We start from the raw sequence: 23839 nt of genomic DNA, 5'->3' as shown, positions 1-23839 counted from the left end.
GCTCATTCCAGGAGAGCCGCATGTCCACATCGAGCGCTACCGCCAAAACCGTCGCCTACAATCGTGTTCCCCGCATCACCGCTGACTTCTGGCTCATCAAGCTGATGGCCGTCACCATGGGGGAAACGGCGGCCGACTATCTCAACGTGCAGATGGGGCTCGGTCTGACGGCGACGTCGCTGATCATGTCAGCGATCCTCGCGGTCGCGCTGGTCTGGCAATTCGCACAGAAGCGCTACGTTCCGGCCGCCTACTGGCTTTCCGTGGTGCTGATCAGCATCGTCGGCACGCTGATCACCGATAACCTGGTCGACAATTTCCATGTGCCGCTGCTGGATACGACGATCGCGTTCTCGGTCGCGCTGGCGCTGACGTTCCTGCTCTGGTTCAAGGCAGAAGGGACGCTTTCCATCCACTCCATCTTCACCGGGCGGCGCGAAGCCTTTTACTGGCTGGCGATCCTGTTCACCTTCGCTCTCGGCACGGCGGCGGGCGACCTGGTGGCTGAAAAATTCGCGCTGGGCTATCTGGCGACCGGCATGCTGTTCGGTATGATCATCCTCTCGCTCAGCATCGGCTATTTCTTCCTCGGCCTCGACGCGATCCTCGGCTTCTGGCTGGTCTATATCCTGACCCGGCCGCTGGGCGCTTCCTTCGGCGACCTGATGTCCCAGCCGGCGCAGTACGGCGGCTTCGGCCTCGGCACGATCATCACCAGCGCCATCTTCCTCACGGCGATCGTCCTGATCGTCGTCTACATGAGCCTGCGGCACGAAGGCGAGGAACTGGTCGAGGTCGACGCAAGCGGCAAGCCGGCGAAGACCGCCAAAGGCCACGGCTTTACCGAAGTCGAAGAAAAAGGCTGAGGGCCCCCTACGATTGCCGGTCGCCGTGAACATCGCGCTTTGCGCGGCTGCTCGGCAGGATTATCAACAGCACGGAAAGCGCCGGCTTCTCGGCGCTGCCGACGGAAACCGCAGGAAATGAGCGACCAGACCGGGAAGCCTGCAAGCGCGGCCGGGAAAATCACGTCGTCCGGCCTGCGTGCGGGCATTCCGGCCGGCATCTGGGCGCTCGGCTTCGTCTCGCTGCTGATGGACGTCTCCTCCGAGATGATCCATGCGCTGCTGCCGGTCTATATGGTGACGGTGCTCGGCACCTCGACGCTGGCCGTCGGCATTATCGAGGGCATCGCCGAGGCGACGGCCTCCATCACCAAGGTTTTTTCGGGAGCGCTGAGCGACTGGCTCGGCAAACGAAAACTCCTCGCCGCGCTGGGCTACGGGCTCGCTGCCCTGGTCAAGCCGGTCTTTCCGCTGGCGTCCTCGCTCGACGGGCTGATCGCCGCGCGCTTCATCGACCGGATCGGCAAGGGCATACGCGGCGCGCCGCGCGATGCCCTCGTCGCCGATATCGCGCCGCCCGAACTGCGCGGCGCGAGCTTCGGCCTGCGTCAATCGCTCGACACGGTGGGCGCCTTCGTCGGGCCGTTGCTCGCCATCGGCCTGATGTGGCTGACGATGGATCACTTCCGGACCGTGTTCTGGATCGCCGTCATTCCAGCTTTCCTCTCGGTCGCCCTTCTCCTCGTCGCCGTGAAGGAGCCCGAGCGGCCGGCCACGTTGCGGAAAATCCGCCTGCCGCTGCACCGCGAGGAATTGCGGCGCCTCGACGCGCCGTACTGGTGGGTCGTGGCGATCGCCGCGATCTTCACGCTGGCGCGCTTCAGCGAGGCCTTCCTGATCCTGCGCGCGCAGTCGATCGGCCTGCCGATAGCGCTCGTCCCGGCGGTCATGGTGCTGATGAGCCTCGTCTATTCGCTGTCGGCCTATCCTGTCGGCATCCTGTCCGACCGCAGGAACAAGGTGACGATCCTGATCGTCGGGCTCGTATTGCTCGTCGCCGCCGACGTAGTGCTGGCGTTTGCCGGCGGCATCCTCGCGGTCGGTGTCGGCGTCGTGCTCTGGGGTCTCCATATGGGCTTCACCCAAGGGCTGCTTTCGACGCTCGTCGCCGAAACCGCGCCGGCGGAACTGCGCGGCACCGCTTTCGGCATGTTCAACCTGGTTTGCGGTCTGGCCATGCTCGCCGCCAGCGTCATCGCCGGTGCGCTGTGGGACGTGGCGGGACCGGAAGCGACTTTTCTCGCGGGCGCCGCCTTCGCGTTGCTGACGGTGCTGGTTCTTCTGCCTGTTCGAGGGAAGCTGGCGAAGCCGGCCATGCCTGCGGCAAGACAGGATTATTGACGCGCCGCCGAAGCCGTTCGCGCGAATACGAGAGGATATGCCGTTGCAACTCTATGATCTCGACGCCTCCATGACCCATGCCATCAACGGTCTCGCAGGAGCGGGCGGCATCGCGGATTTCCCGATGATCTGGGTGTCGGCCATCGGTGTGCCGCTGCTCGTCCTCGCCGTTGCCGGCCAATGGTGGCAGGGGCCGGACCGGCCGCACAACAGGCATATCCTCGTCGCGGCAGGACTGACCTTCCTCCTCGGCCTGGCGCTCAATCAGTTGATCCTTTTGTTCGTCCATCGCATGCGGCCATACGATGCCGGCATCTCCCACCTGCTCATTGCGCCCAGCACCGATCCGTCCTTCCCCTCCGACCATGCGACCGCAAGCTTCGCCATCGCGGCCGCGTTCCTCGTGCACGGAATGCGGCGGATCGGCCTGTGGTTTCTAGCGGCGGCGGTGCTGGTGGCGTTCTCCAGGGTCTATATCGGCACGCATTATGTGAGCGACGTCCTCGGCGGCGCTGCGACCGGCATCGCCGCCGCCTTATTGGTCCTCGCGCTCTACCGCGAAGGAACACGCATCGATCGGCTGGTCACGGGCATCCTGTGAGGCCCTAGCCGTGTTCACGTCCTTCTTCTCCGTCGTCACCGCCTTCATTGCGGCGCATCCGCATCTGGCCTACGCGGCCGTGCTGCTGCTCGCTCTGTCGGAATCGATTCCGGTCATCGGCGTCTTTATTCCGGGCACGGCTGCCATTCTGGCCGTCAGCGCGCTGGTGCCGAGCGGGATCGTAAAATTGTGGCCGTTGCTCGGTACAGCAACCATCGGTGCCGTCATCGGCGATGGTCTCTCCTTCTGGCTCGGCCATCGCTACCACCGCGAGATCCTCGAACGATGGCCGCTCAGCCGGCACCCGGATCTCACAACCCGCAGCGAAGCCTTCTTCGCCCGGCATGGCGACAAAAGCGTCTTCATCGCCCGCTTCACGCCTGGGGTGCGTGCGTTCATTCCCCTGATCGCCGGCATATTGCAGATGCCGGTACGGCGCTTCTATGCCGCCAACATCCTGTCGGCGCTGGTCTGGGCGCCGTCCCACATCCTGCCCGCGGTCTTCGTCGGCGCGGCCTTCTCCATGCTCGGCGCCGCCGCCAAGCCGCTTGCTATTCTGGTCGTCCTCGTTGTCATCGTCATCTGGGTCGCAATCCGTCTCGTCAGGCTCGCCCTTCGCCACGGCCCGCCGCTTGCATCGCGCATGTCGGAACGGTTGCGGACGCATGTGGCGGGCAGCAATTCCCGCTGGGGGCGTTTCGTGATCGATCTCCTCGATCCGGCACGGCCCGACGCACGAATCCTGGCACTGCTCGCTCTCCTGCTGATCGGCTCCGCCTGGCTGTTCTTCGGGATATTGGAGGACGTTGTCAGCGGCGATCCGCTGGTTCGCGCCGACACCGCGATCTACCAGGCGCTACAGGACCTGCGCACCGGACCGGGCGACGCCCTCATGCTCATCGTTACCGAACTGGGCGATACCGCCGTCGTGCTTGCCGTAACGACAACCGTGCTTCTGTGGCTCGCATGGAAACGAAGCTGGCGCACGGCCGCCTACTGGTTGGTCGCCGTCGGTGGAGCGTCGGCGCTCAACACAGCCATCAAGATTGCGCTGCATCGTCCCCGCCCGAACGAGTTTTTCTACACCGGTTGGAGCGCCTTCTCGTTTCCCAGCAGCCACAGCACGGTCAACCTAGCCCTCTATGGCTTCCTCGCTATCCTGATCAGGCGCGAACTGCGCCCGGCATGGCATCTCCCCATCGCCTTCACCGCGCTTTCCTTTGTATTGTTGATCGCGTTCTCGCGCGTCTATCTGGGAGCGCACTGGTTCTCTGATGTAGCCGGGGGGCTGGCTTTCGGAACGGCGTGGCTTTCGGTGCTTGCGTTCTTCTACATGCGGAAGCCTGCGCCGCCTGTCGGGGCCTGGGGCCTGACCGGGGTCGCTTGCCTGGCGCTCGCTCTTGCCGGGGGCCTGAACGTTTCTCGGCATCATTCCCTCGATGTCGAACGCTATGCGGTAAAGCGCACAATACCGGTGATGACGGCTGCTGACTGGTCGGCATCGGGATGGCAAAGCCTGCCATTCCGGCGTATCGACATCACAGGCGAAATCGAAGAACCACTGACGATTCAGTGGGCGGGAAACCTTTCTGCGATCCAGCAGGATCTGCAGGACAAGGGATGGCGCTCGCCTGGAGCATGGGCATCATCGAAAGCTCTTCTCTGGCTTACCACGACAGCGGCGCCTGTCGACCTGCCGGTCATCCCCCGTCTCTCAAGTGGGCAACTTCCGACGCTCACACTGGTATTGCCGGACAGTGCGGCGCCCGATGTCTCGCGGCTCGTGTTGCGTCTGTGGGATGCCGGCCTTGAACTCACCGACGGAAATCTGATGCCGGTCTGGGTTGGCTCCGTCGTCAAGGAGCGGGTTCTGCGACCGCTTTCGCTCGTCTCCGTTATCTCGTCCCAGGCCGACGCCAACACGCCACGCAATAGTCTGGCTCAAATGCTACGATCGGGGCGCATCGCTACGCGCTCCGATACAAAATCTGATGACGAATGGGACGGGGGCGTTCTGCTGCTGCGACCGATGGGACAAAATGCGCCGGATTGAGCACGGGCACAAGCGCGCCGGTAGCGACAGTTTTTTGCTGAACAGAGACTGAAGCTGACAGATCTCTAGGCCCCCGGTCTGCCGTTTGGCAGAAGCTGAACGAATGGCAAGTTTCGGGCGGTGACGATAGCACTCCGAACGGCGACAATTAAGGTCGTTTGCCGAAGGGCAGCTATGGGCTTGGCCTGTCCCAAAACCTGACCGTCCGGAATCGGCCCCGCTCAAGCCGAAAATCAAGTGCTGAATGAACGGCAATTTTCGGGTGCTCCGTGGTCCGGGCTGAAGGACTGACTTGAGGGTCGGAAGCTGCCATTTCTTTCATCGATGGGTCTATCGCAAATCTGGAGAGAATTCGGGTCGCGCCTGCGGCAGCCGGCCTGCGCCGGCGCCGCGAGAGGTAGAGGGCGGAGGGGAGGGTTCCTGACGGGTTTGTAGGTGCGGGGAGAGGCCCCGGCCGCCCGTCATGGAGACCCTGACCATGGCAAAAAGCGCCATTCAGAAGATCACCCTCAACCAGGCCGAAAACATCCCGTTCGACAAGCTGTTCCTGTCCCAGAAAAACGTTCGACGGATCAAGAACGGCGTCTCGATCGAGGATCTCGCGGTTGACATTGCGCGTCGCGGCCTCATCCAGAGCCTCAACATCCGTCCCGAATTGAAGGACGGCGAAGAGACCGGCCGTTACGAAGTGCCTGCCGGTGGCCGGCGGTTCTCGGCACTCCAGCTTCTGGTCAAGCGCAAGGAAATGGCGAAGACCGCGCCGACGCCCTGCATCGTCAATCGTTCCGGTCAGACGAGCATGGAGGATGACTCGCTCGCCGAAAACGTCCACCGCGAGAACCTGCATCCTCTCGATCAGTTCCGTGCCTTCAAGACGCTGAGCGAGCAGGGGCTCGATGTCGAGGAGATCGCCGCCCGCTATTTTGTTTCGCCGAACACGGTGAAGCAGCGGCTGAAGCTCGCCAACGTCTCGCCAAAACTGCTCGATCTTTACGAACAGGACGAGATCCGGCTCGAGCAAATCATGGCGTTTTCGATTTCGGACGATCATGCCCGCCAGGAGCAGGTCTGGGAGCGCATCTCCGACAACTCGAATATGCAGGAGCCCTATTACATCCGACGCCTGCTGACGGAAACGACGGTCCGCGCCGACGATCGTCGTGCCGTCTATATCGGCGCCGAAGCCTATGAGGCTGCCGGCGGGATCATCCTGCGCGACCTGTTCGAGCAGGATTCCGGCGGCTGGTTCCAGGATGCAGCCCTTCTCGAGCAGCTGGTCTTCGAAAAGCTGAAGGTGGATGCCGAGGCCGTGCGCGCCGACGGATGGAAGTGGGTCGAAGCGGCGATCAGCTTTCCGTACGGTCACACCTCCGGCATGCGGCGCGTTTATGCCGAGCCGGAAGAAATGAGCGCCGATGAGATCGCCCGCCACGACGCCGTCAAGGCCGAGTACGACGAGCTCGACGCCAAATACGCCGAGATGGAGGAAGCTGACGACGCAATCGAAAATAAGCTCGATGAGCTTGGCGCTGAACTCGACGCGTTCGCCGATCGGCCGCATGTCTACGATCCGGTCCAGAAGGCCATCGCCGGTGTGTTCGTCACTCTTGGGGCTAATGGTCAGCTTCAGATCGAAGCAGGCTTCGTCCGTCCCGAGGACGAACCACGGGTCGAGACGGACGACGATGACGAAGCGGCCAGCGACGAGGGTCGCAATACGGCGGACGCCGAGAATGACGATGCCGGCGGCATCACTGTCAACGGCCGATCTTTGAACGGCGCATCCGAGGCTGCCGAAGAGCCCGAGGACGAAGGCATCAAGCCGTTGCCCGATCGCCTCGTTTTCGACCTCACTGCGCAGAAGACGCTGGCGCTTCGCAACGCGCTCGCGAGCGACGTCGACATCGCCTTTGTCGCGGTGCTTCATGCGCTCGTCCTGCAGGTGTTCTACCGGTTCGCCAAGGAGAGCTGCCTCGAGATCACGCTTGCGAGCAACAGCTTCGGCCAGGTTCAGGGACTTGCCGACACGCCATGGGCGAAGGAGATCGCCGAGCGGCACGAGGGCTGGGACAAGGATATGCCCGACAGCAACAAGCTCTGGGACTTCCTGTTCGGTCTCGACGAAGCGAGCCGCAAGGCACTGTTCGCGCACTGCGCCTCGCTTTCGCTCAACGCCGTCGTCGAACCCTGGAACAGGCGTCCGGGTGCGCTTGCCCATGCCGACGTGCTCGCCGGTACGCTCGGCTTCGACATGGTCGAGGCGGGTTGGTCGCCGACGGTGGACAACTATCTCGGCCGCGTCACCAAGGCCCGGATCGTCCAGGCGGTCCGCGAAGCCCGCGGCGAGGATTCCGCGCAGTTGATCGACCATATGAAGAAGGATCTCATGGCACGTGAGGCCGCCCGTCTTCTCGAAGGATCGGACTGGCTCCCCGAGCCGCTGCGCCTCGAGGTCGAGGATGCGGTTGCCGAAGCTGGTGAGCCCGTCGCCGGCGATGCGACGGACGAGACATCTCCCGAAGGCGATGCCGCCGAACTGCCGGCCTACCTCGCCGGCAATACCGGTCCATCCGCCGATGAAGAGATGGCCAGCGACGGCGACGACGCCGACCACCTTCAGGCCGCCGAATAATCGGCTCCTCCGCTCATCACCGGGCCCGGCATTACAGCCGGGCCCTTCCTGTTTTTCAACGTGGAGAAACCCGCAATGTCAGCCCACATCGTTTACGATTCAGCCCCTCTGGGAAGTGTCATCCGCTACTCGGACGGCGCCCCGAAGCCGCCGGAGCGTTTTCGGAAAAAACTCGCCGCCTGGGGACGTCGCAATAGCGTCGGCCGGCTGATCAGGAAGGAACCGCCGCGCGAACGGGCGACCTATACGTCACCGGCGTGTTTCACCCTGCATGAAGGGGATTTCGGTCAGGCCGGCACTGTCGTTGTCTCTGTCCGCCGCACCTATACCGTCGACAGCGAGCTGCGGTTCGAGATCGTCGAACGTCCCGCGATCGGTATGGTCCGCATCCTGCAGGATGTCGGCGACAGCCCGGAACTCCTGCATCTCGCAAAGGACCGCGAGGCCGCCGAGCGCTGGCTCGCCAGCAACCGGTACAGCCGAGCCTTTCTCGAAGAGGTCACCGCCGATGAGGTCGGCGCCGACATCGTCGAGGGCCGCACGGCCGCCTAACCTTTTCACCACATAGAACCAACCAACGACAGGTCCGGGAGCGCGCAAGCGATCCCGGACCTGTTCCGTTTCATGGAGATCGACATGTTCGACTGGACCAAAAGCTGCTCCTACGATGCGCAGCAGAAAAGACGTTTTCACTCGACCGCCCGCTCGCGGCTGAAGAAACTCGCCGCCGAGCTTCATCTACCAGCCGGATCATACGACGTGCGTTCCAACAAGGCGGGAATCGCCGTCTCCGGTGAAGTGACCTTGCATCACACCGCCGTCTACATTCAGGTCGGTCAGTTCGGCATGTCCTCGGGTCACGGTATCCTGATCCGTACCTGCAAGGGCCGCAAGGACTATACTGGCGGAGCCAACCACTTCGTCGCACTCGCCATGCTCGACGACATCCCGGCGCTTGCCGCGGCCGTCCGCGCCATCACCGGCATTGGCCGGGATGCTGTGCATTCCCCGGATCGCCACGCCGCCTGAAGACGCCACCCGGGGGCACCGGAAGCCTTCGGCGTCACCGGTGCACGCAACGGCGCCGCGCCGCAGGTTTGTCCATGTGGCGGGCCGCCACATCCATCAACATGAGGAAGGATCATCATTCACATGGCAAGACACAGAATCAGGATCATCCAGGTCTTCAGGACCACACGCAGCATCGAGATCGAGGTTGAGGCGGATGACGAGTATGACGCTTGCGAAGGGGTGTCCTCCGGCGCCATCGACCCGCCCGAATTCGACGATCCCCGCTGGCAAACCGGCTGGGACCTCCAAAACGAGGAGGTGGGGCCGGCGTGACAATCGACCTGTGAACCCAGACGGTTCACGCCGGCGATCTTGTCACTCGTCCGATCTGGACCCGTCGACTGTCGTCGACAGGGCCGGCTGTTCTTCCGGCAGCGGCCCGACGATCCCGGCTGCTGCCCGTCTCTTCTTATATCAAGACCACGGAGCTTTCCGATGACCACGCTCGAAACCCGTCGTTTCGCCGTGATCTCCACCGCGCATGTCTCGGAGACCACGGCCAAACGGCTCGACAATATGCCGCCCAAGGACTGGCCCTGCCTCGGCGGACCATACGGCGAATATGGCTGGTTCCTCTATGCCCATGACGAGAACGCCGGCGTCTGGCCGGACGTCATTCCCGACGAACTTTTTAAAGTCATGATCTGGGCTCGAACACGAGGCTTCGACTACATCCTGCTCGATTGCGACGCCGACGAGGTCGAGGACTTGCCGGTCTTCGACTGGTGACGCGCCAGCAGCGCCGGCCCGGGCGCACCGTGTATCACCGCGGGAGAGCGAGAGGCGGGCCGGTTGCGGGTGTGGTGCTGGTGGGAGCGGGAGCGGTGCCTTGTCCGCTGCGTCTCGCGTTGCGTCGATAGTCATCGACCAGCAGCCGCAATGACGGCAGGCCCGAGGCCCGTAGGCTCCCCGTGCACCAGCATTCCAGCATCACCATGTTCACCCGAGCCCGGCCTTCGCGCCGGGCTCCTTCGTTTCAGGAGGTTAAAATGCCTGCATCGCACATCGCCCTTGGCGATCCGCCACCCGCTTGTGATGGCCTGGAGAGCAGGGAAGACCAGATCATGGCGCTTCTCGGCGCGCTCGGCGTCGAGGAAATCGAATTCTCGCTCAATGGGAGCGGCGATTCCGGCGACACCACGCTTGAGCATGTCCGCTATGCCGATGGCCACGAAGACAACCGTATTCCGGATATCGCCATCGGCTTTCACCCTCGTGGCGAGGCCTACACGCTGGAAAATTACCTCGAAAACCTCGCATCCGATCTGCCGGAAGGCGACTGGGTCAACAATGAGGGAGGTTACGGCGAGGTCTTCATCAGGCCGACAGCCGATGAGGACGAACGGTTTGAATGTAACATGACCTTCCGCGATGAGTACGAGGACGAAGACGAGTTCGACGAAGATCTCGAAGACGCCGAAGCTGAGGAGGACGCCCGATGAACGCCGACTTGTCCGCCTCAACCTGGGAGGATCTTCACGCCCGTTCCGCCAGGGACTTGTACGCCAGCGTGCCGGCATTCGCTAAATGCGGCTCGGATCCCGCCATCGCGGCCCTGACGGTGCTGATGACCTTCGCGCAAACGGCAATCACAGCCAGGCGGCAGGAAAACAGCGTCGCCGCCCATGTCGTCATCGGCCCGAAGCCCGATGCCGATCCCGCCATCCTCGGTCTTGCCAGACACATGGAAGCGGCGATCACCGGGAGTGCATGCCGTGCCCGCAACACCACGCCCTTCGATCCTGGCGCCTGGCTCGAGCAAGCCGGATACATCGGTCTGCTTACCAGGGCGGTCAAGGCCGGGGCGAACGAGTCCGACCTCAAGGACATGGCCGGCATGATCTCCGAGGCGATTGAAAAGCTGTCATCGCGGATCAGCCACCTCACGGCCGTGCATCTCGATCGTCTCTTGCAGCGAGACCTGCCGCAGCTCGACGGACGCCCCTCTGGTACGTCCGCGACGCTGGAATGGCTGCTGGCGGTCGATCGCTCCGGCGACGCGGAACGGCCTGTCGTTCTGTTGCGTCGCTGGCAGGCCCTCGGAATCTACGCCGCGCTCTCGACTGTCCTGCGCGAAAAGCCGATAACGCGCGCCATCGACGAGGGCCAGCCGCTCAAGCCGATCCTGATGGACCGGCTCGGAGTCTCCGCGGCCGAGCTGAAAGCCCTTCGCGGCGCCCGTTCTCTTCCAGCCGCGCTCAAGTCCGCCATAGATCTGGAACACGCCGTGGTCGAACTCAAGGCCCATGGCGTGCCGCTCGCCGAATGGCCGGGTCGTGGCGAGCCGAACCAGCCCGCCGCATGGCTGCAATCGCCCTGGGCCGGTATTCATCGCAACACGATCGTCAGGATGGACTATGTCGGCAACCAACATGCACGCGATGCGATCGGAGCGCTCGCCGAGGACATTTTGCGGCCGCTTGCCGTCCATCGTGCGACAATCGCAAAGCGCGGAGACCTTGCTTACAGTTTCCTTCACTCGTTCGAATTCCCGGCCGGGTTGAGGAACAGTCGGGATCGGCGGGTATTCCTTGCCGTCCTCAACCGCGCAATCATCGGTTCACGCGGCATCAAGGCCTTTCATGAGGCGGTCGAGCTCTGGCATCGCCGCGTCGCGACAATCTCGGCGGTTCGCCACGAGCGTCGGACCGACCGGCCCGGCTGGCCGGCGATCTGCCCGCCATGGCGCTGCGAGAGAGGCATCCACGAGATCGTCCCCCTCACCTCGGCGGCCGGTCTGGTCGAGGAAGGTAACCGCCTCGACCATTGCGTAGGCGGCTACTACCAGCAATGCCGCTCCGGCGCCGTACAGATTCTGTCGCTGAGGCGCGAGGGAACGCACGCCGCGACCATCGAACTGACGCTCTCCGGTACGACAGCCGACACGCTGTCTTTCCAGGTCGGACAGTTCAAGGCGCGTCGCAACAGGCGGCCGGACGATGAGTTGCATGACGTCCTGCGGGCCTTCCTCACTGCTTTGAACAGCGGAGCCCACCCGATTTTCCGGACACAGCTTACTGCCCATCGCAAACGCATGGAGCAGGAGGGCGATTATCTCTGGAGTGCTGGTGCGCTCCCGATCGCCCATGCCCGCGAAGTGTTCCCGCTCTATCTGCCGCTGTTGCCGCGCGGCACGCCCGCCGACCTCGATGGCTGGTGCAAGCAGACCGGCCTCACTGCCGCCCTCGATCGCGCTGCGGCGCTCCTTTTACGCTCGGCCTGATCCGGCCATTCCAACCTGATCCCGACAAGGAGGACCGTACGATGCATCCGTACGACCACGCGCGCTCGTCCGCAAAAATCCATGGCGGCGTCTGGAGCGATTATTATGCCGTGCATGCCTGGTTCGACGCCACCAAGGCCGTCCAATGCCGGTTTACGCACCGGGCCCTGCGCCATCATATCGAGGGTGTGGCAGTGGCCGTCTCGATATTCGGGCCCTCCATCGCTAATCGTGACGGCGTGAAGGTCGCTACCGAGCAGCTCGGCATGCAGCACCTTGAGGAAGACTGCACATACCCGCCTGAAGCGACGGTCTGGCTTATCGATTTCGATGCGCCGGAATGGTTGCCGACCTGGTCGTCGACTTCGGGGCCGGACAGCGCCGAGCTTGCCAATGCCAGCGCCGCCCGCTTCGGAGGCGACTCGAGCGCCTATCTCGAATTGCACGCCTGGTTCATGGAGACACGGAACTGGTCCGACGGTCCGGAACACCTTCTATTCAGGCACCATGCCTTCGGCATCTTCGAAGCCGAAGCGCGGTTCGGCCCGGTAATCGCCTTGGATAATGGCAAGGCCGTGCCGACGCGCGTGGTGGCCGAGCGCCACGTACAGACAGTTCTCGGCCGCGTTCCGTCCGCTACCGATTTCCTCAGGCGCATCAAGGGCGAGCGCTGGATGCTGCAGGCGACCTCGCCGCGCAAGCTCGGGCTCGACTGATCGCCTGATCCATCGCGGCCGGCCATTTCGGTCGGCTTCCACATCATCCCCATGCAGTTGCGACGACGCGGTTCCGCCGCGCGGCGTCGTTCTGCGCTCAGGAGAAGCTACATGACCACGCATGCACCCTTCAGGAAGGTCTTCGACGGCGTCGCCACGCGCGAAGAAATGTTCCGGCTGTTCAATCACCACCGCGATCCCGATGTCGATCCCCTCTCCGGCAAACCATATGCCGGCGAATGGTTTGAGATCGAGCCGGCCCAATACCATTTCATGCTCGGGCTGCTGCCGCCGCTTTTCCAGAGATCCGGCATGTTCGGCCTGTCCGAATACAAGGCCGGCAACGTCACCAGCGTTTTTTTCGCTATCAGGATTCGTAGCCGCGAACGGTTTTTCCATGGCTTCTGCGACCTTGGCGACAAACAATCGCCTGACAAGATGCGCGCCGCCATCATCGCGCACGAAACCGGCGCAACCGACAGCATGACCCGCGAGGAAAAGCTCGAGGCGATCTGGAGTGCGACGCATCCCGACTTCAAGGGGATCGCCAGCAAATCCGATCCCGGCGACTGGCCCGCGGAGCACCATGGCAAACGCTTTGTCCTTGTCCGCGGCGGACCAGACAGGGTTCTGAAGCTGCTCGAAGAGCTGTCTGACGAAGAGATCGACATCCGCATGGCGGCGATCAGGGCGCATCGCACCAGGAGGGGAGGGCCCACCGATGCGGACCCATCGTAAGCAGACGTCGTCGACAGCCACGCAGACCTGCGAAGCGCATTCGACCTATGCGGCGGCCCTTGGTGCTCCCGATCGTTGCCGATATCGGCGCACACCGCCCGGAGCGCCAACAGTCGCCGATCTGGTAAAGCCCGGCGACACGATTTCCACCTCCTACGGCACCGGTGGTGTGGTGATCGAGGTGAAAGAATACTTTTACGCCGCACCGACGGGCGAGACGCTATCGCACTTCACCATCGTCTACGTACCACCGGACCGCGCCTCAAAATACCGCAATACCGACCGGTGCTGGATCAACGAATGCGTTGCTGTCGGCGACCGAATTTTCAAGTTGTTCGAGGCCAATGCGGACGAGGTCCTTATCGTCGACCGCGCTCGAACGGCCGAGCTTCGCCGCTCCAGGACCATCGTGATCACGTAGAACCGGTTTTCCGCAACCCGGCATCGCCGGGCTTTCGCATTCCCAGAGCCGCCCGAGCGGCCCTTCAACCAGGGAGGAACACTATGTCACGCCTGAACGATCCCGAGAACTTCCGCGGTCGCGTCAACTATGCAGCCAAGGTCATTGCCTACGGCCGCCGCCCGACGCGGGCTTTCGACAACTGCTTCGAGAACTATGACGGTGACGAAGTCGCGACCGCGATCCTGCGGCGCTCGAAAAAGAACGCCCGGCTCGCTGCCAATCTCCAGCGCTATCTCAGCCTCTCCTCCATCGAGGCCGCTGCAGAACGGCTCGCCGATATTCCCACCCGAAAGCTGCCGGAGATCGCACGGCAGACCCGCGCGCGCCGGAAGGCCGAATTCGACGCGTGGTTCGAGCAGCAAGCGGATCGATGGTCCGGATAGCGCACGCCCCACATGCCCGCACATTCTCGTCCAGCCGCCAACGGCATCATCCTCACCCGGAGCCCCGGCCTAGCGCCGGGCTCTTTGCGTTCCAGAAAGGCAAATCCATGACTTGTCTCCAGACCAAGATCACCACCTATCCCGCACTTCCGATCGTCGATATTTCGCCGCTCGAAAAGCTGATCCTGTCCAAGGTGCTCGATTGTGCGGAAATCGATGAAGGCTTGGAACTCTACACCGACACGGGGCCGATGAACCCGATCGTCGTCTCGCGGCGCGAGCTGATGGAGGCGATGGACACGCCGGATCAGGCGAACGAGAGCCTGCTGAAGAGGTTCGTCAGGGAGCGCGTTCTCTCCATTCTCCCCATGGAAAGTCCCGACCCCGAAAGCGTTGTCTTCATCGATCTCAGCGAGTTCCCCTGGCAATTTGTCGTACAGGACATCATCACTCGATCGCCGACGGCGCGGGAGCTTGTCATCATCCAGTGGATCAGCGATCCCAGCCAACGACCGGATACCTTCGGCGCCAGCGTGTCGCTAATCACCGAAAACGGCATTTTCCACGCCACGAGCGAGGATCTGCTGGCGGATTTCCGCAAGCGCGACCAGGCGCTCGCGTCTGGAACGCCGAATGGCGATGGCGCTCCCCGGCCAGATATCGACAGTGTTGTTGTTCCTCCAGACAATCCCAACGACACCGTCGATGCGCTCATGATGGCGGAACGCTTCGTCGCCGGCTTCGAAGATGACGAGGCACAGGATGGGATTCCCGACATCCTTGCCGGTCTTCGCGCAGCGATCCGTCGCGAGCGGCTTCGGCCTGTTCTGCTCGATGTCCTGAAGGAACTGCGCTCGGCCGTGATCGGTTTCAGCGACGACGCCTCCAGGCGCGCACCGCATCTGCGAGTCGGCAACGAGGCGCTGAACATGCTGAGCGCATTTCTCCTCAATGCCGAGCAGATCATTGCAAAGGTGGAGGGTCGGAACAATGGCTGATCTTTCCGGAGACCTGGTAGCGGGCCACTATGCCGCGACCGGCACAATCTATTCAGGACGCCGCAACCTGTTCTCGCTGGAGCCAGGGAACGAGCACCATATCGGTACGCTGGTCAGCGGATCACGGACCAAGCTCCAGCGTTTCGACGAAGACTGCGACAAGATCGTTCGCGTTCTCGCCATGCTCGACGCCGATGACGAAATGCTGACGGCGCTAAAAGCCCTCGAAGCCTTGCCCGTCAACAAATCCTGGTCTCTTGCCGAACTCGCGGCGCGCGACCTGGCGCGTACCGTCATCGCCAAGGTCGAACGACGCATCTTAAGGTAGGTTCCGCAATCCAGCGGCCGACGACCCTGCCACCATTCCCATAATTTCCCCGCCGCCGCTGCCTTTCGGGAGCCACGGCAGAGCTTTGCCTGATGGAGCCCGCATATGCAGAAACAGGAATCCTCCAGATCGCGCACTGCAAGCGCGCCGGGCATCCCGGGTGGCGTTCTCACCCGTCAACAGCGCCGGCTGCTCCGCACTGCATTGGGTGGCCGTCTGCTGGCCGTCTGCTATGGAGCCGGTATTGATTCCACCGCGTTGCTTCTCGCCTTGAAGCTCGCGGATTTGACGCCAGGCATCATTACCTTCGCCGATCTCGTCGCCGAGAAGCCCGAGACGATGGCGCATCTCGACCGGATGCAATCCATTCTCGCACGATGGGGCTGGCCGCCAATTACCATATGCCGAAAACGCACGCTTCCCGAAACCGGCTACGACGATCTCTACGGCAACTGCATCGCCAATGAAACGCTGCCCTCGATTGCCTTTGGAATGCGCAGCTGTTCGGTCAAGTGGAAACAAACGGTACAGGACCAAGCGATCAAGGGTTGCAAAACCGGTCCCAACGCGAGCGCATCCCATCCGATCTGGATCGAAGCGCAGCAACGCGGCGAACGTATCGTCAAATTGATCGGATATGATTGCGGCCCGGCCGACATGCGCCGATCGCGTAACCTTCCGACCATCGATAGCGATTTCGACTTCCTCTATCCGCTCCAGATGCTGGGATGGACGCGGCAGGATTGCGTCGACATCATCACCGCCGTGCTCGGCGCCGACTGCGTCCCGATCAAGTCGGCGTGTTTTTTCTGTCCCGCGAGTAAAACGTGGGAGCTGTTCTGGCTCGCCGCCCATCATCCCGATCTGCTCGAACGCGCGCTTTTCCTCGAACGCAACGCGCTGACAGGTCGGCATAGCCGCTTCGATGAAATCCAGTTCGGCGCGACATGGGAAGAACTGGTGCGCAACGCCGACCGGTTTCCGAGCACAAACACGACAGTCGGCCTGGGTCGATCGTTCTCATGGAACCAGTGGGCAAGGGCGAACGGCGTTGTCGATGAGACATTTCGCGTTCGCCGTGGCGACCCCGATCGCGCCCGTTTCCTTGCGCGCGCCGCGGAACTGCGTCAGTCGCGAAACGCCAATCTGGGGATCGGCAACCGGGCCAACAATCGTCACGATCCAGCCGGCCTGTGCCCTTGCTCCGGCGTTCCAACCTAACCGCAGAAGATTCATGCCGATCTATCGGCTTGGATCAGGCCCGTTTGACCGCGACCCGATGCTGATCGATTGGGCGACCAAGACCTTCGCCTACGCGCGCGCCGCGCCGTTATCCTGCGTGGCGCGGCAGCCCAGATTGCCCAAAAGAGGCGGCCGGTAGCTACCATCCAAAAGTTCTTTGCCGGTTCGCTTCGTCCACGTCGCTGGAGGGAGAGCGGGGCCGGGAGGAGTGCGGCCTTGCCGGGCGCAGAGCGCGCGCCGGCTGGGCGGACACTCTTGCTCGAAGGACATCTCCATGAACATCGTCACGACCCCGTCAGCCGTCGCCCGGACGGTCGCTCCCCTTGCCGCGTCGCCATCCCGCACCATCGACACCGCTCAGGCGATTTATCAGGCGGCGACCCAGATTCTTCCCTTCCTTGAACAGGGCAAGCCGATCACCACTACGGCACTGCGCACAGCCATGGCCGTCAGCTTCGGCGGCACGGACGCGCAGGGCTTCTGGGTCTGGAAGGACGCATACGAGGCGCTCGAAGCCGCGCAAATCCTATTTCTCCGCCGCTTCGGGCCCGCCATCCTCTCCCGATCGGCCTCGCCGCAGGCGGCGCTGGCGATGATGAAACGCATTGCCGACCTCGTTCCCACCCACACACGGCGCTCCGACGAGAGCCAAGCCATGCAGCAGCTATCGACACCGCTGCCGCTCGCCTTTGTCACCGCGTACGCCGCCGCGATCTCCTCTCCAGATCTGGTTCTCGAACCTTCGGCCGGCACCGGTCTGCTCGCCGTGCATGCCGAAATCGCCCGGGCGTCGCTCGTGCTCAACGAGATTGCCGCGACCCGCGCCGATCTGCTCGGCTTGCTGTTCCCGCGCAATCCCGTTTCCCGGCATGACGCAGCCCATATCGACGATCACCTCGATGCCGCCATCAAGCCGTCCGTCGCGGTGATGAACCCGCCCTTTTCGGTCGGCGCCCATGTCGAGGGTCGTGTGACCGACGCTGCATGGCGCCATCTCTCTTCCGCCTTTGCCCGCCTGCGCCCCGGAGGGCGCCTAGTCGCCATCACTGGCGCCGGCCTTTCTCCTGAAAACCCCAAATGGCGGCCCGCCTTCGAGCGGCTGCAGCAGCAGGGCAGGGTGGTCTTTACCGCGGCGATCGACGGCCGTGTCTATGCCCGTCACGGCACGACGGCCGAAACCCGCCTCACCATCATCGACAAGATCCCGGCCTCCGATCCAGCTGGATTCGTCGCGTCGCCGGGGAAGGCCCCGGATGTCGAGACACTGCTGTCCTGGATCTCGGATCTGCCGCCCCGCACGCCGGGCGGTTTTCCGGATTCGATCGGCGCCCTGTCAAACGGGATCCTGCGCAATGGCGCCATGCGGATGGCCACTTCTCGATCGGCAGCGAGATCTGCACCTGCCGCCACGTCGGCGGCCGACCCGAAAACCGTGCGCCCGGCCCGTCGGGTTGCCCGGGCAAAGCCCACCCGTCCGACCGCCGCTGCCAGCACGCCAGCCGTCCCGCTCGCCTATGAGCCGCGAGACTGGATGTTGGAAGAGGGCGGCCGGCTCACCGACACGATCTACGAGCCCTATGCGCTCCAGTCGATTCATATTCCGCACGCAAAACCGCATCCGACGCCGCTGGTCCAGTCGGCCGCCATGGCGGCGGTTGCGCCGCCGAAACCATGCTACCGTCCGCTGCTGCCCGAGGCGATCATCGACGAAGGTTTGCTGTCCGACGCCCAGATCGAAAGCGTCATCTATGCCGGCGAGGCGCATTCGGGCCATCTCGCCGGCGCCTGGACTGTCGACGAGACCTTCGATGTCGTCTCGGCCGCGCCGGAAGGTGCTGAAAACGCCGTCCGCTTCCGCCGTGGTTGGTTTTTGGGCGACGGCACCGGATGCGGAAAAGGACGACAAGTCGCCGGCATTATTCTGGACAACTGGTTGCAAGGCCGCCGCCGCGCGATCTGGATTTCCAAGTCCGACAAGCTGCTGGAAGACGCCCAGCGGGACTGGTCAGCACTCGGCCAGGAACGTCTTCTTGTCCAGCCGCTCTCGCGCTATCGGCAGGGCACGCCGATCCGCCTTGCCGAAGGCATTCTGTTCACCACCTACGCCACGCTGCGCTCGCAGGAACGCGACGGCAAGAAATCCCGCATCGCGCAGATCATGGACTGGGTAGGGAAGGATTATGACGGGGTCGTGGTGTTTGACGAAGCTCATGCCATGGCCAATGCGGCTGGCAGCAAAAGCGAACGCGGCGACGTCGCACCCTCGCACCAGGGCAGGGCGGGCCTCCGGCTTCAGCACGCACTGCCCGATGCCCGTGTCGTCTATGTCTCGGCAACCGGCGCCACTGCCGTCGAGAATCTCGCCTATGCCCAGCGCCTCGGCATCTGGGGCAGCGAGGATTTCCCCTTCGCCAACCGCGCCGAGTTTGTCGCTGCGATCGAGGACGGCGGGGTCGCGGCCATGGAAGTGCTTGCCCGCGATCTGAAGTCGCTCGGCCTCTACACCTCCCGGTCGCTCTCCTATGACGGGGTCGAATACGACCTGCTCGAGCACGCACTGACCGAAGAGCAGATCCGCATCTACAACGCCTATGCGGACGCTTTTCAGGTCATTCACAACAACCTGGCCGCCGCGCTCGAGGCGACCAACATCACCAGCGAGAGCGGCACGCTGAACCGCAACGCCAAGGCTGCGGCCCGCTCCGCTTTCGAGAGCACCAAGCAGCGTTTCTTCAGCCATTTGATTACCTCGATGATGACGCCGACCCTGATCGGCGCGATCGAGCAGGACCGCGCTGACGGCCATGCGTCAGTCGTGCAGATCGTTTCGACCGGCGAAGCGCTGATGGAACGGCGGCTGGCCGACATCCCGACCGAGGAATGGTCGGACCTCCACGTTGATGTCACGCCGAGGGAGTACGTAGGTGGGTACCTTTTATCTTCCTTCCCGACGCAGCTGTTCGAAGAATATTCGGACGCCGACGGCAACATCTATTCTCGTCCCGTTCACGACGAAGACGGCAATCCGGTCCAATGCCGCGAAGCGGCGCGCCGCCGTGACGAGATGATCGAAAAACTCGCCTCGCTGCCGCCGGTCGGCAGCGCGCTCGACCAGATTTTGCACCATTTCGGGACGGATGTCGTTGCAGAAGTGACCGGCCGCTCCCGTCGCATCGTCAAAAAGACCGGCCGCGACGACGTCGACCGGCTCGCGGTCGAGAATCGCCCGGCCTCGGCCAATCTCGCCGAGACTCAGAGCTTCATGGACGATGACAAGGCCGTATTGGTCTTTTCCGACGCCGGCGGCACCGGACGCTCCTACCACGCCGATCTCGGCGCGAAGAACCAGAGGCTGCGCAAGCACTATCTGCTGGAAGCGGGCTGGCGTGCGGACAACGCCATCCAGGGTCTCGGCCGGACGCACCGCACCAACCAGGCGCAGCCGCCCCTGTTCCGGCCGATGGCCGCCAACGTCAAGGCGGGGAAACGCTTCCTGTCGACAATCGCGCGGCGGCTCGACACGCTGGGCGCGATCACGCGCGGCCAGCGCCAGACGGGTGGGGCAGGGCTGTTCCGGTCTGAGGACAATCTCGAAAGCCCCTATGCGCGCGCGGCGCTGCGTCAATTCTACTATCTGCTGCATCAGAGCAAGATTGAAGGCTGTTCGCTTTCCACCTTCGAGGCCGTCACCGGCCTGTCGCTCACGACGGACGAAGGTGGCCTGCGTGATGAGTTGCCGCCGATCACGACCTGGCTCAACCGGCTGCTGGCGCTACGCATCGAAACCCAGAACCTTCTCTTCGAGGTGTTCGAGCAGCTGCTGGCGGCCAAGATCGAAGGCGCCATCGCCGCAGGCACCTATGACATGGGCGTGGAGACGATCACGGCGGAAAGCATCACCGTTACCGATCGGCGCACAATCTACACGCATCCGGTGTCCGGCGCGCAGTCGCATGTGCTCACTGTCGCGCGCAAGGATCGCATCCGCCCGCTCGTTCTGGCCGACGTGCTGGCCATTGCCCGCGTCGAGCCGCAATCGGTCTTTCTGGTCAACACGCGCTCGAACCGCGCGGCGATCCAGCTGCCGACGGCGAGCCTGATGCTCGACGACGGCACCGTCGAGCACCGCGTCCGCCTGCTGCGTCCGACCGACGAGCTGCGCTTCGGCCTCGACGCCCTTGCCGAAACCTTCTGGCAGCCGGCCGACCGGAAGCGGTTCTGCGAGCTGTGGCAGGCGGAAGTCGCCGCGGTGCCGGAGTTCACCACCAGCACCTTCCATATGGTCACTGGGCTATTGCTGCCGATCTGGCGGCGGCTGCCCGATCATGATTGCCAGGTCTACCGGATCCAGAGCGATGCCGGCGAACGCATCATCGGGCGTCACATCGCGCCGACGCAGGTCGCGACCATGCTGCGCAATCTCGGCATCGACAACGTGCCGACGCTCGCGCCGCAGGACGCATGGACCGGGCTGGTCGAGGGACGGATCGGCTTGCAGCTCGCGGACGGGTTGATCCTGCGTCGCGGCAGGGTCATGAACGACTACCGCGTCGAGCTGATCGGCTTCACCGAAGCGATGGTTCCTCGGCTGAAGGCGCTCGGCCTGATTTCGGAAATCATCGCCTGGAAGCTCAGGCTGTTCATACCGACCGGCGAGCAGGGCCACGCCATCCTCGCCTCGCTTATCGGGCGGCATACGCTGGTCGGCGTCACCGACCGCACGGCGGCAGCGTGAGGGGAGGCGGTCATGTCCGGCTCGACCTCCGAGCTTGCGCGCCGTCTCGGCGATCACGCCGAGGCGGTGTGCCGCGAATATCTCTCGAACGGCCGACGCGTCGGCAATTACTGGATCGTCGGCGACGTGCGCAACACAGAGGGCCGTTCCATGCATGTGCGGCTGAAGACCAATGCGAAGGGGTTCGCCGGTAAATGGGTCGACGAGGCGACGACCGAATATGGCGATCTGCTCGACGTCATCCGCGAGAGCTGCGGCCTTCTCGAGTTCCGTGATGTCGCCGATGAAGCGCGTCGCTTCCTCGCCATGCCGCGATCGCACCCGCAAAACCCCGGCGCGGAGCGCCAGCCTGCCGCGGCACGCGGCACACCCAAGACGGCGCGCCGCCTGTTCGCCATGTCGCAGACGATCGCCGGCACGCTTGCTGAGCGTTACCTTGCTGGTCGCGGCATCCTTCTTGCCGTGCGTGAGCGCGCCGTGCGTTTCCACCCCGGCTGCTACTATCGCGATCTCGTGACCGGCGAGACGCGGGCCCTGCCTGCGCTGATCGCGGCCGTGACCGACCTTGACGGGCGCATCACCGGTCTGCAACGCACCTGGTTGGATCCCGGCGGCAACGGCAAGGCGCATGTCAACGATCCGCGCCGCTCGCTCGGTCATCTGCTCGGCAACGGTATTTGGCTCGGCCTCAACCCCGGTGCTCCTGTCCCGGTCTTGGCCGCCGGCGAAGGCTTCGAGACGATGGCCTCGCTGCGCACCGTGATGCCGGCGCTGCCGGTGGCAGCCGCCACTTCGGCCAATCACCTCGCGGGCCTGATCTTCCCGCCCGGTTGTCGGCGTCTCTATATCGCCGCCGATGCGGACGCCGCCGGCCGGCACGGCATCGAGCGTCTCAGCCAGCGAGCCGGCGAGGCCGGGATCGCAACCCTCGTGCTTCGCCCGCAGCTCGGCGACTTCAACGACGATCTGCGCCATCTCGGCCCGATCCGTCTCGCGGCATCGCTCGGCGATCAGCTCGTTCCGGAAGATGCCCGTCACTTCCTTCCATCGGGATGAATGCCGCTTGCCGGCAGGCGGGCGAGCGCGGCGTCATGGGAAATCCCGCCGGCATGGCGGCAGTCCCGACGGAGAGGCCGCGCCCGCGGCCTGCCTGAGAGGCGATCCCTGCCACCCCCGGTCGCGGCCGCAACGGCTGCGCCGTCCTCCGCTTTGCTGCGGCCTTCGGTGCGGCCGCGCCGCGGGCGCGGCCGGGCGTCGCTGTCAGGCCGCGATGGGTGCGGCCACAACCGGCGGAGACAGCCATGACCTACGATCTACCTTTCGACGACGCCTACGAGCCCTACCACGCCTCCTCGCCGACCGACCGCGTCATCCTGGAACTCCAGATGTACGGCCATCGTCCACATCAGGACGAGCCCGATCCCCGGCCGTTGCCCGACGACGCGGTGATCCGGGCCGGCCTCGCCGGCATTGTCGAGACTTTCGCCGGGATGCTCGGCGACACGAGGCTTGAACCCGATCTCGACGACCTGCTCTGGTCCTTCACCAACGTCTTCCACCGCGCCGCCGAACGCGTCGCCCGCAACCTCGACCGCAACGAGGAAGCGCAGCGGTCGAGCCAGAACGAGCAGGACGGCTCGGAGGTGAAGTCCGTCGAGCTGGAACGACTGACGGCCGAGGGCATCACCTATATCGAGCGCCGCAACGTGCTGGAAATCATGCGAGACGAGGCCGCCGACCTCTACGAGGCGCAGACCGGCTCGGCCTGGCGGCCGCGGACCGGCTCCAAGGTATCCCATCAATCGATGACCGCCGCCGTGATCGACTCCCGCGACTTCCTCGCCGCACGCCGCCGCGCCGACACCGAGGTGCTGGTGCCGGCCGGCACCAAGATCGCCTTCTCCGGCGGGCTCGACTGCGACGAGCACGACAGGATCTGGGAGGCGCTCGACAAGGCCCGCGAGAAGCATCCCGACATGGTCCTGCTCCATGGCGGCAGCCCACGCGGCGCCGAGCGTATCGCCGCCTGCTGGGCCGAGAACCGAAAAGTCACGCAGATCGCCTTCAAGCCGGACTGGAATCGGCACGCCAAGGCCGCTCCGTTCCGCCGCAACGACCAGCTGCTGTCGGTCATGCCCTACGGGCTGATCGTCTTCCCCGGTTCAGGCATCACCGAGAACCTCGCCGACAAGGCCCGCCGCCTCGGCATTCCGGTATGGCGGTTTACGGAGGGTGGCGCGTGAGCGCCACTTTCCTCACCCTTGTTCCGAAACGTGCTTTCGTCGCCACATCATCGACGAACCCGACCCTTCGCGGTCGGGTTCGTCCCGCACTCGCATCCTGACAACCCACCAATTGCCGACACCACGAGGATGAGGCGTTTTCTTGCAAATCTGGAAAATCAGGATAT

Annotated in this window: 21 protein-coding genes; all 21 read left to right on the top strand. The window is 63.9% G+C overall.

Annotated features, from left to right (window positions below; all coding sequences use genetic code 11):
• Window positions 1–20: 20 nt before the first annotated feature.
• The 21 genes from ABMA46_RS14080 (at window position 21) to ABMA46_RS13980 (ending at window position 23672) form a co-directional block, all read left to right on the top strand.
• Complete coding sequence (locus ABMA46_RS14080) at window positions 21–866, top strand: COG4705 family protein (RefSeq protein ID WP_349000238.1); 846 nt, start codon at window positions 21–23, stop codon at window positions 864–866.
• 117 nt (window positions 867–983) lie between these two features.
• Window positions 984–2246 (top strand): MFS transporter, encoded by a 1263-nt coding sequence (locus ABMA46_RS14075; protein ID WP_349000236.1) that lies wholly within the window; start codon window positions 984–986, stop codon window positions 2244–2246.
• Between the two features lie 70 nt (window positions 2247–2316).
• Window positions 2317–2847 (top strand): phosphatase PAP2 family protein, encoded by a 531-nt coding sequence (locus tag ABMA46_RS14070; RefSeq protein ID WP_349000420.1) that lies wholly within the window; start codon window positions 2317–2319, stop codon window positions 2845–2847.
• A 10-nt stretch (window positions 2848–2857) separates the two neighbouring features.
• A complete protein-coding gene (locus ABMA46_RS14065; protein WP_349000235.1) occupies window positions 2858–4900 on the top strand; it encodes a bifunctional DedA family/phosphatase PAP2 family protein in 2043 nt (680 codons plus the stop codon).
• Window positions 4901–5378: 478 nt separating this feature from the next.
• Window positions 5379–7532, top strand: coding sequence for a ParB/RepB/Spo0J family partition protein (locus tag ABMA46_RS14060; protein ID WP_349000233.1), 2154 nt, complete (start codon window positions 5379–5381; stop codon window positions 7530–7532).
• 75 nt (window positions 7533–7607) lie between these two features.
• Window positions 7608–8084, top strand: coding sequence for a hypothetical protein (locus ABMA46_RS14055; RefSeq protein WP_349000232.1), 477 nt, complete (start codon window positions 7608–7610; stop codon window positions 8082–8084).
• 84 nt (window positions 8085–8168) lie between these two features.
• Entirely contained in the window at window positions 8169–8561 is a 393-nt protein-coding gene (locus ABMA46_RS14050) for a hypothetical protein (protein WP_349000230.1), read from the top strand.
• Between the two features lie 123 nt (window positions 8562–8684).
• Entirely contained in the window at window positions 8685–8876 is a 192-nt protein-coding gene (locus tag ABMA46_RS14045; protein ID WP_349000228.1) for a hypothetical protein, read from the top strand.
• Between the two features lie 162 nt (window positions 8877–9038).
• Window positions 9039–9332 (top strand): DUF5983 family protein, encoded by a 294-nt coding sequence (locus ABMA46_RS14040; RefSeq protein WP_349000227.1) that lies wholly within the window; start codon window positions 9039–9041, stop codon window positions 9330–9332.
• A gap of 335 nt (window positions 9333–9667) precedes the next feature.
• Window positions 9668–10045, top strand: coding sequence for a DUF6878 family protein (locus ABMA46_RS14035; RefSeq protein WP_349000226.1), 378 nt, complete (start codon window positions 9668–9670; stop codon window positions 10043–10045).
• Window positions 10042–11826, top strand: a complete 1785-nt coding sequence (locus tag ABMA46_RS14030) for a PcfJ domain-containing protein (RefSeq protein WP_349000224.1) — start codon at window positions 10042–10044, stop codon at window positions 11824–11826. The genes ABMA46_RS14035 and ABMA46_RS14030 overlap by 4 nt, the downstream gene beginning before the upstream one ends.
• 41 nt (window positions 11827–11867) lie before the next feature.
• A complete protein-coding gene (locus ABMA46_RS14025) occupies window positions 11868–12542 on the top strand; it encodes a DUF6915 family protein (RefSeq protein ID WP_349000222.1) in 675 nt (224 codons plus the stop codon).
• A gap of 51 nt (window positions 12543–12593) precedes the next feature.
• Complete coding sequence (locus tag ABMA46_RS14020) at window positions 12594–13280, top strand: DUF1419 domain-containing protein (protein ID WP_425475744.1); 687 nt, start codon at window positions 12594–12596, stop codon at window positions 13278–13280.
• Window positions 13264–13701 carry a hypothetical protein gene (locus tag ABMA46_RS14015; protein WP_349000220.1) on the top strand — a complete coding sequence of 146 codons (438 nt, stop codon included), beginning with the start codon at window positions 13264–13266 and terminating at the stop codon, window positions 13699–13701. The genes ABMA46_RS14020 and ABMA46_RS14015 overlap by 17 nt, the downstream gene beginning before the upstream one ends.
• Before the next feature lie 83 nt (window positions 13702–13784).
• Window positions 13785–14126 carry a hypothetical protein gene (locus ABMA46_RS14010; RefSeq protein WP_349000218.1) on the top strand — a complete coding sequence of 114 codons (342 nt, stop codon included), beginning with the start codon at window positions 13785–13787 and terminating at the stop codon, window positions 14124–14126.
• Window positions 14114–15124, top strand: a complete 1011-nt coding sequence (locus tag ABMA46_RS14005; RefSeq protein WP_349000216.1) for a hypothetical protein — start codon at window positions 14114–14116, stop codon at window positions 15122–15124. Before ABMA46_RS14010 ends, ABMA46_RS14005 begins: the two co-directional genes overlap by 13 nt.
• Entirely contained in the window at window positions 15117–15452 is a 336-nt protein-coding gene (locus tag ABMA46_RS14000; RefSeq protein WP_349000215.1) for a hypothetical protein, read from the top strand. The genes ABMA46_RS14005 and ABMA46_RS14000 overlap by 8 nt, the downstream gene beginning before the upstream one ends.
• 105 nt (window positions 15453–15557) lie before the next feature.
• The gene (locus ABMA46_RS13995) at window positions 15558–16673 is read left to right on the top strand and encodes a hypothetical protein (RefSeq protein WP_349000213.1); all 1116 of its coding nucleotides are present in this window, start codon (window positions 15558–15560) and stop codon (window positions 16671–16673) included.
• A 295-nt stretch (window positions 16674–16968) separates the two neighbouring features.
• The gene (locus tag ABMA46_RS13990; RefSeq protein WP_349000211.1) at window positions 16969–21429 is read left to right on the top strand and encodes a strawberry notch-like NTP hydrolase domain-containing protein; all 4461 of its coding nucleotides are present in this window, start codon (window positions 16969–16971) and stop codon (window positions 21427–21429) included.
• A 12-nt stretch (window positions 21430–21441) separates the two neighbouring features.
• Window positions 21442–22485: a DUF7146 domain-containing protein gene (locus ABMA46_RS13985; RefSeq protein ID WP_349000210.1), complete on the top strand. Its 1044-nt coding sequence runs from the start codon at window positions 21442–21444 to the stop codon at window positions 22483–22485.
• A 245-nt stretch (window positions 22486–22730) separates the two neighbouring features.
• A complete protein-coding gene (locus ABMA46_RS13980) occupies window positions 22731–23672 on the top strand; it encodes a DUF2493 domain-containing protein (protein ID WP_349000209.1) in 942 nt (313 codons plus the stop codon).
• Window positions 23673–23839: the final 167 nt, after the last annotated feature.

It is taken from the genome of Mesorhizobium hunchu (assembly GCF_040081975.1).
GTDB lineage: Bacteria > Pseudomonadota > Alphaproteobacteria > Rhizobiales > Rhizobiaceae > Mesorhizobium > Mesorhizobium hunchu.
This window is presented reverse-complemented; position numbering and strand designations above follow the sequence as displayed.

What these genes read in the sequence shown, in the direction of transcription:
- ABMA46_RS14080 (WP_349000238.1), top strand. Translation starts at nt 21, where the DNA reads ATGTCCACATCGAGCGCTACCGCCAAAACCGTCGCCTACAATCGTGTT.
- ABMA46_RS14075 (WP_349000236.1), top strand. Translation starts at nt 984, where the DNA reads ATGAGCGACCAGACCGGGAAGCCTGCAAGCGCGGCCGGGAAAATCACG.
- ABMA46_RS14070 (WP_349000420.1), top strand. Translation starts at nt 2,317, where the DNA reads ATGACCCATGCCATCAACGGTCTCGCAGGAGCGGGCGGCATCGCGGAT.
- ABMA46_RS14060 (WP_349000233.1), top strand. Translation starts at nt 5,379, where the DNA reads ATGGCAAAAAGCGCCATTCAGAAGATCACCCTCAACCAGGCCGAAAAC.
- ABMA46_RS14055 (WP_349000232.1), top strand. Translation starts at nt 7,608, where the DNA reads ATGTCAGCCCACATCGTTTACGATTCAGCCCCTCTGGGAAGTGTCATC.
- ABMA46_RS14050 (WP_349000230.1), top strand. Translation starts at nt 8,169, where the DNA reads ATGTTCGACTGGACCAAAAGCTGCTCCTACGATGCGCAGCAGAAAAGA.
- ABMA46_RS14045 (WP_349000228.1), top strand. Translation starts at nt 8,685, where the DNA reads ATGGCAAGACACAGAATCAGGATCATCCAGGTCTTCAGGACCACACGC.
- ABMA46_RS14040 (WP_349000227.1), top strand. Translation starts at nt 9,039, where the DNA reads ATGACCACGCTCGAAACCCGTCGTTTCGCCGTGATCTCCACCGCGCAT.
- ABMA46_RS14035 (WP_349000226.1), top strand. Translation starts at nt 9,668, where the DNA reads ATGGCGCTTCTCGGCGCGCTCGGCGTCGAGGAAATCGAATTCTCGCTC.
- ABMA46_RS14030 (WP_349000224.1), top strand. Translation starts at nt 10,042, where the DNA reads ATGAACGCCGACTTGTCCGCCTCAACCTGGGAGGATCTTCACGCCCGT.
- ABMA46_RS14025 (WP_349000222.1), top strand. Translation starts at nt 11,868, where the DNA reads ATGCATCCGTACGACCACGCGCGCTCGTCCGCAAAAATCCATGGCGGC.
- ABMA46_RS14020 (WP_425475744.1), top strand. Translation starts at nt 12,594, where the DNA reads ATGCAGTTGCGACGACGCGGTTCCGCCGCGCGGCGTCGTTCTGCGCTC.
- ABMA46_RS14015 (WP_349000220.1), top strand. Translation starts at nt 13,264, where the DNA reads ATGCGGACCCATCGTAAGCAGACGTCGTCGACAGCCACGCAGACCTGC.
- ABMA46_RS14010 (WP_349000218.1), top strand. Translation starts at nt 13,785, where the DNA reads ATGTCACGCCTGAACGATCCCGAGAACTTCCGCGGTCGCGTCAACTAT.
- ABMA46_RS14005 (WP_349000216.1), top strand. Translation starts at nt 14,114, where the DNA reads ATGGTCCGGATAGCGCACGCCCCACATGCCCGCACATTCTCGTCCAGC.
- ABMA46_RS14000 (WP_349000215.1), top strand. Translation starts at nt 15,117, where the DNA reads ATGGCTGATCTTTCCGGAGACCTGGTAGCGGGCCACTATGCCGCGACC.
- ABMA46_RS13995 (WP_349000213.1), top strand. Translation starts at nt 15,558, where the DNA reads ATGCAGAAACAGGAATCCTCCAGATCGCGCACTGCAAGCGCGCCGGGC.
- ABMA46_RS13990 (WP_349000211.1), top strand. Translation starts at nt 16,969, where the DNA reads ATGAACATCGTCACGACCCCGTCAGCCGTCGCCCGGACGGTCGCTCCC.
- ABMA46_RS13985 (WP_349000210.1), top strand. Translation starts at nt 21,442, where the DNA reads ATGTCCGGCTCGACCTCCGAGCTTGCGCGCCGTCTCGGCGATCACGCC.
- ABMA46_RS13980 (WP_349000209.1), top strand. Translation starts at nt 22,731, where the DNA reads ATGACCTACGATCTACCTTTCGACGACGCCTACGAGCCCTACCACGCC.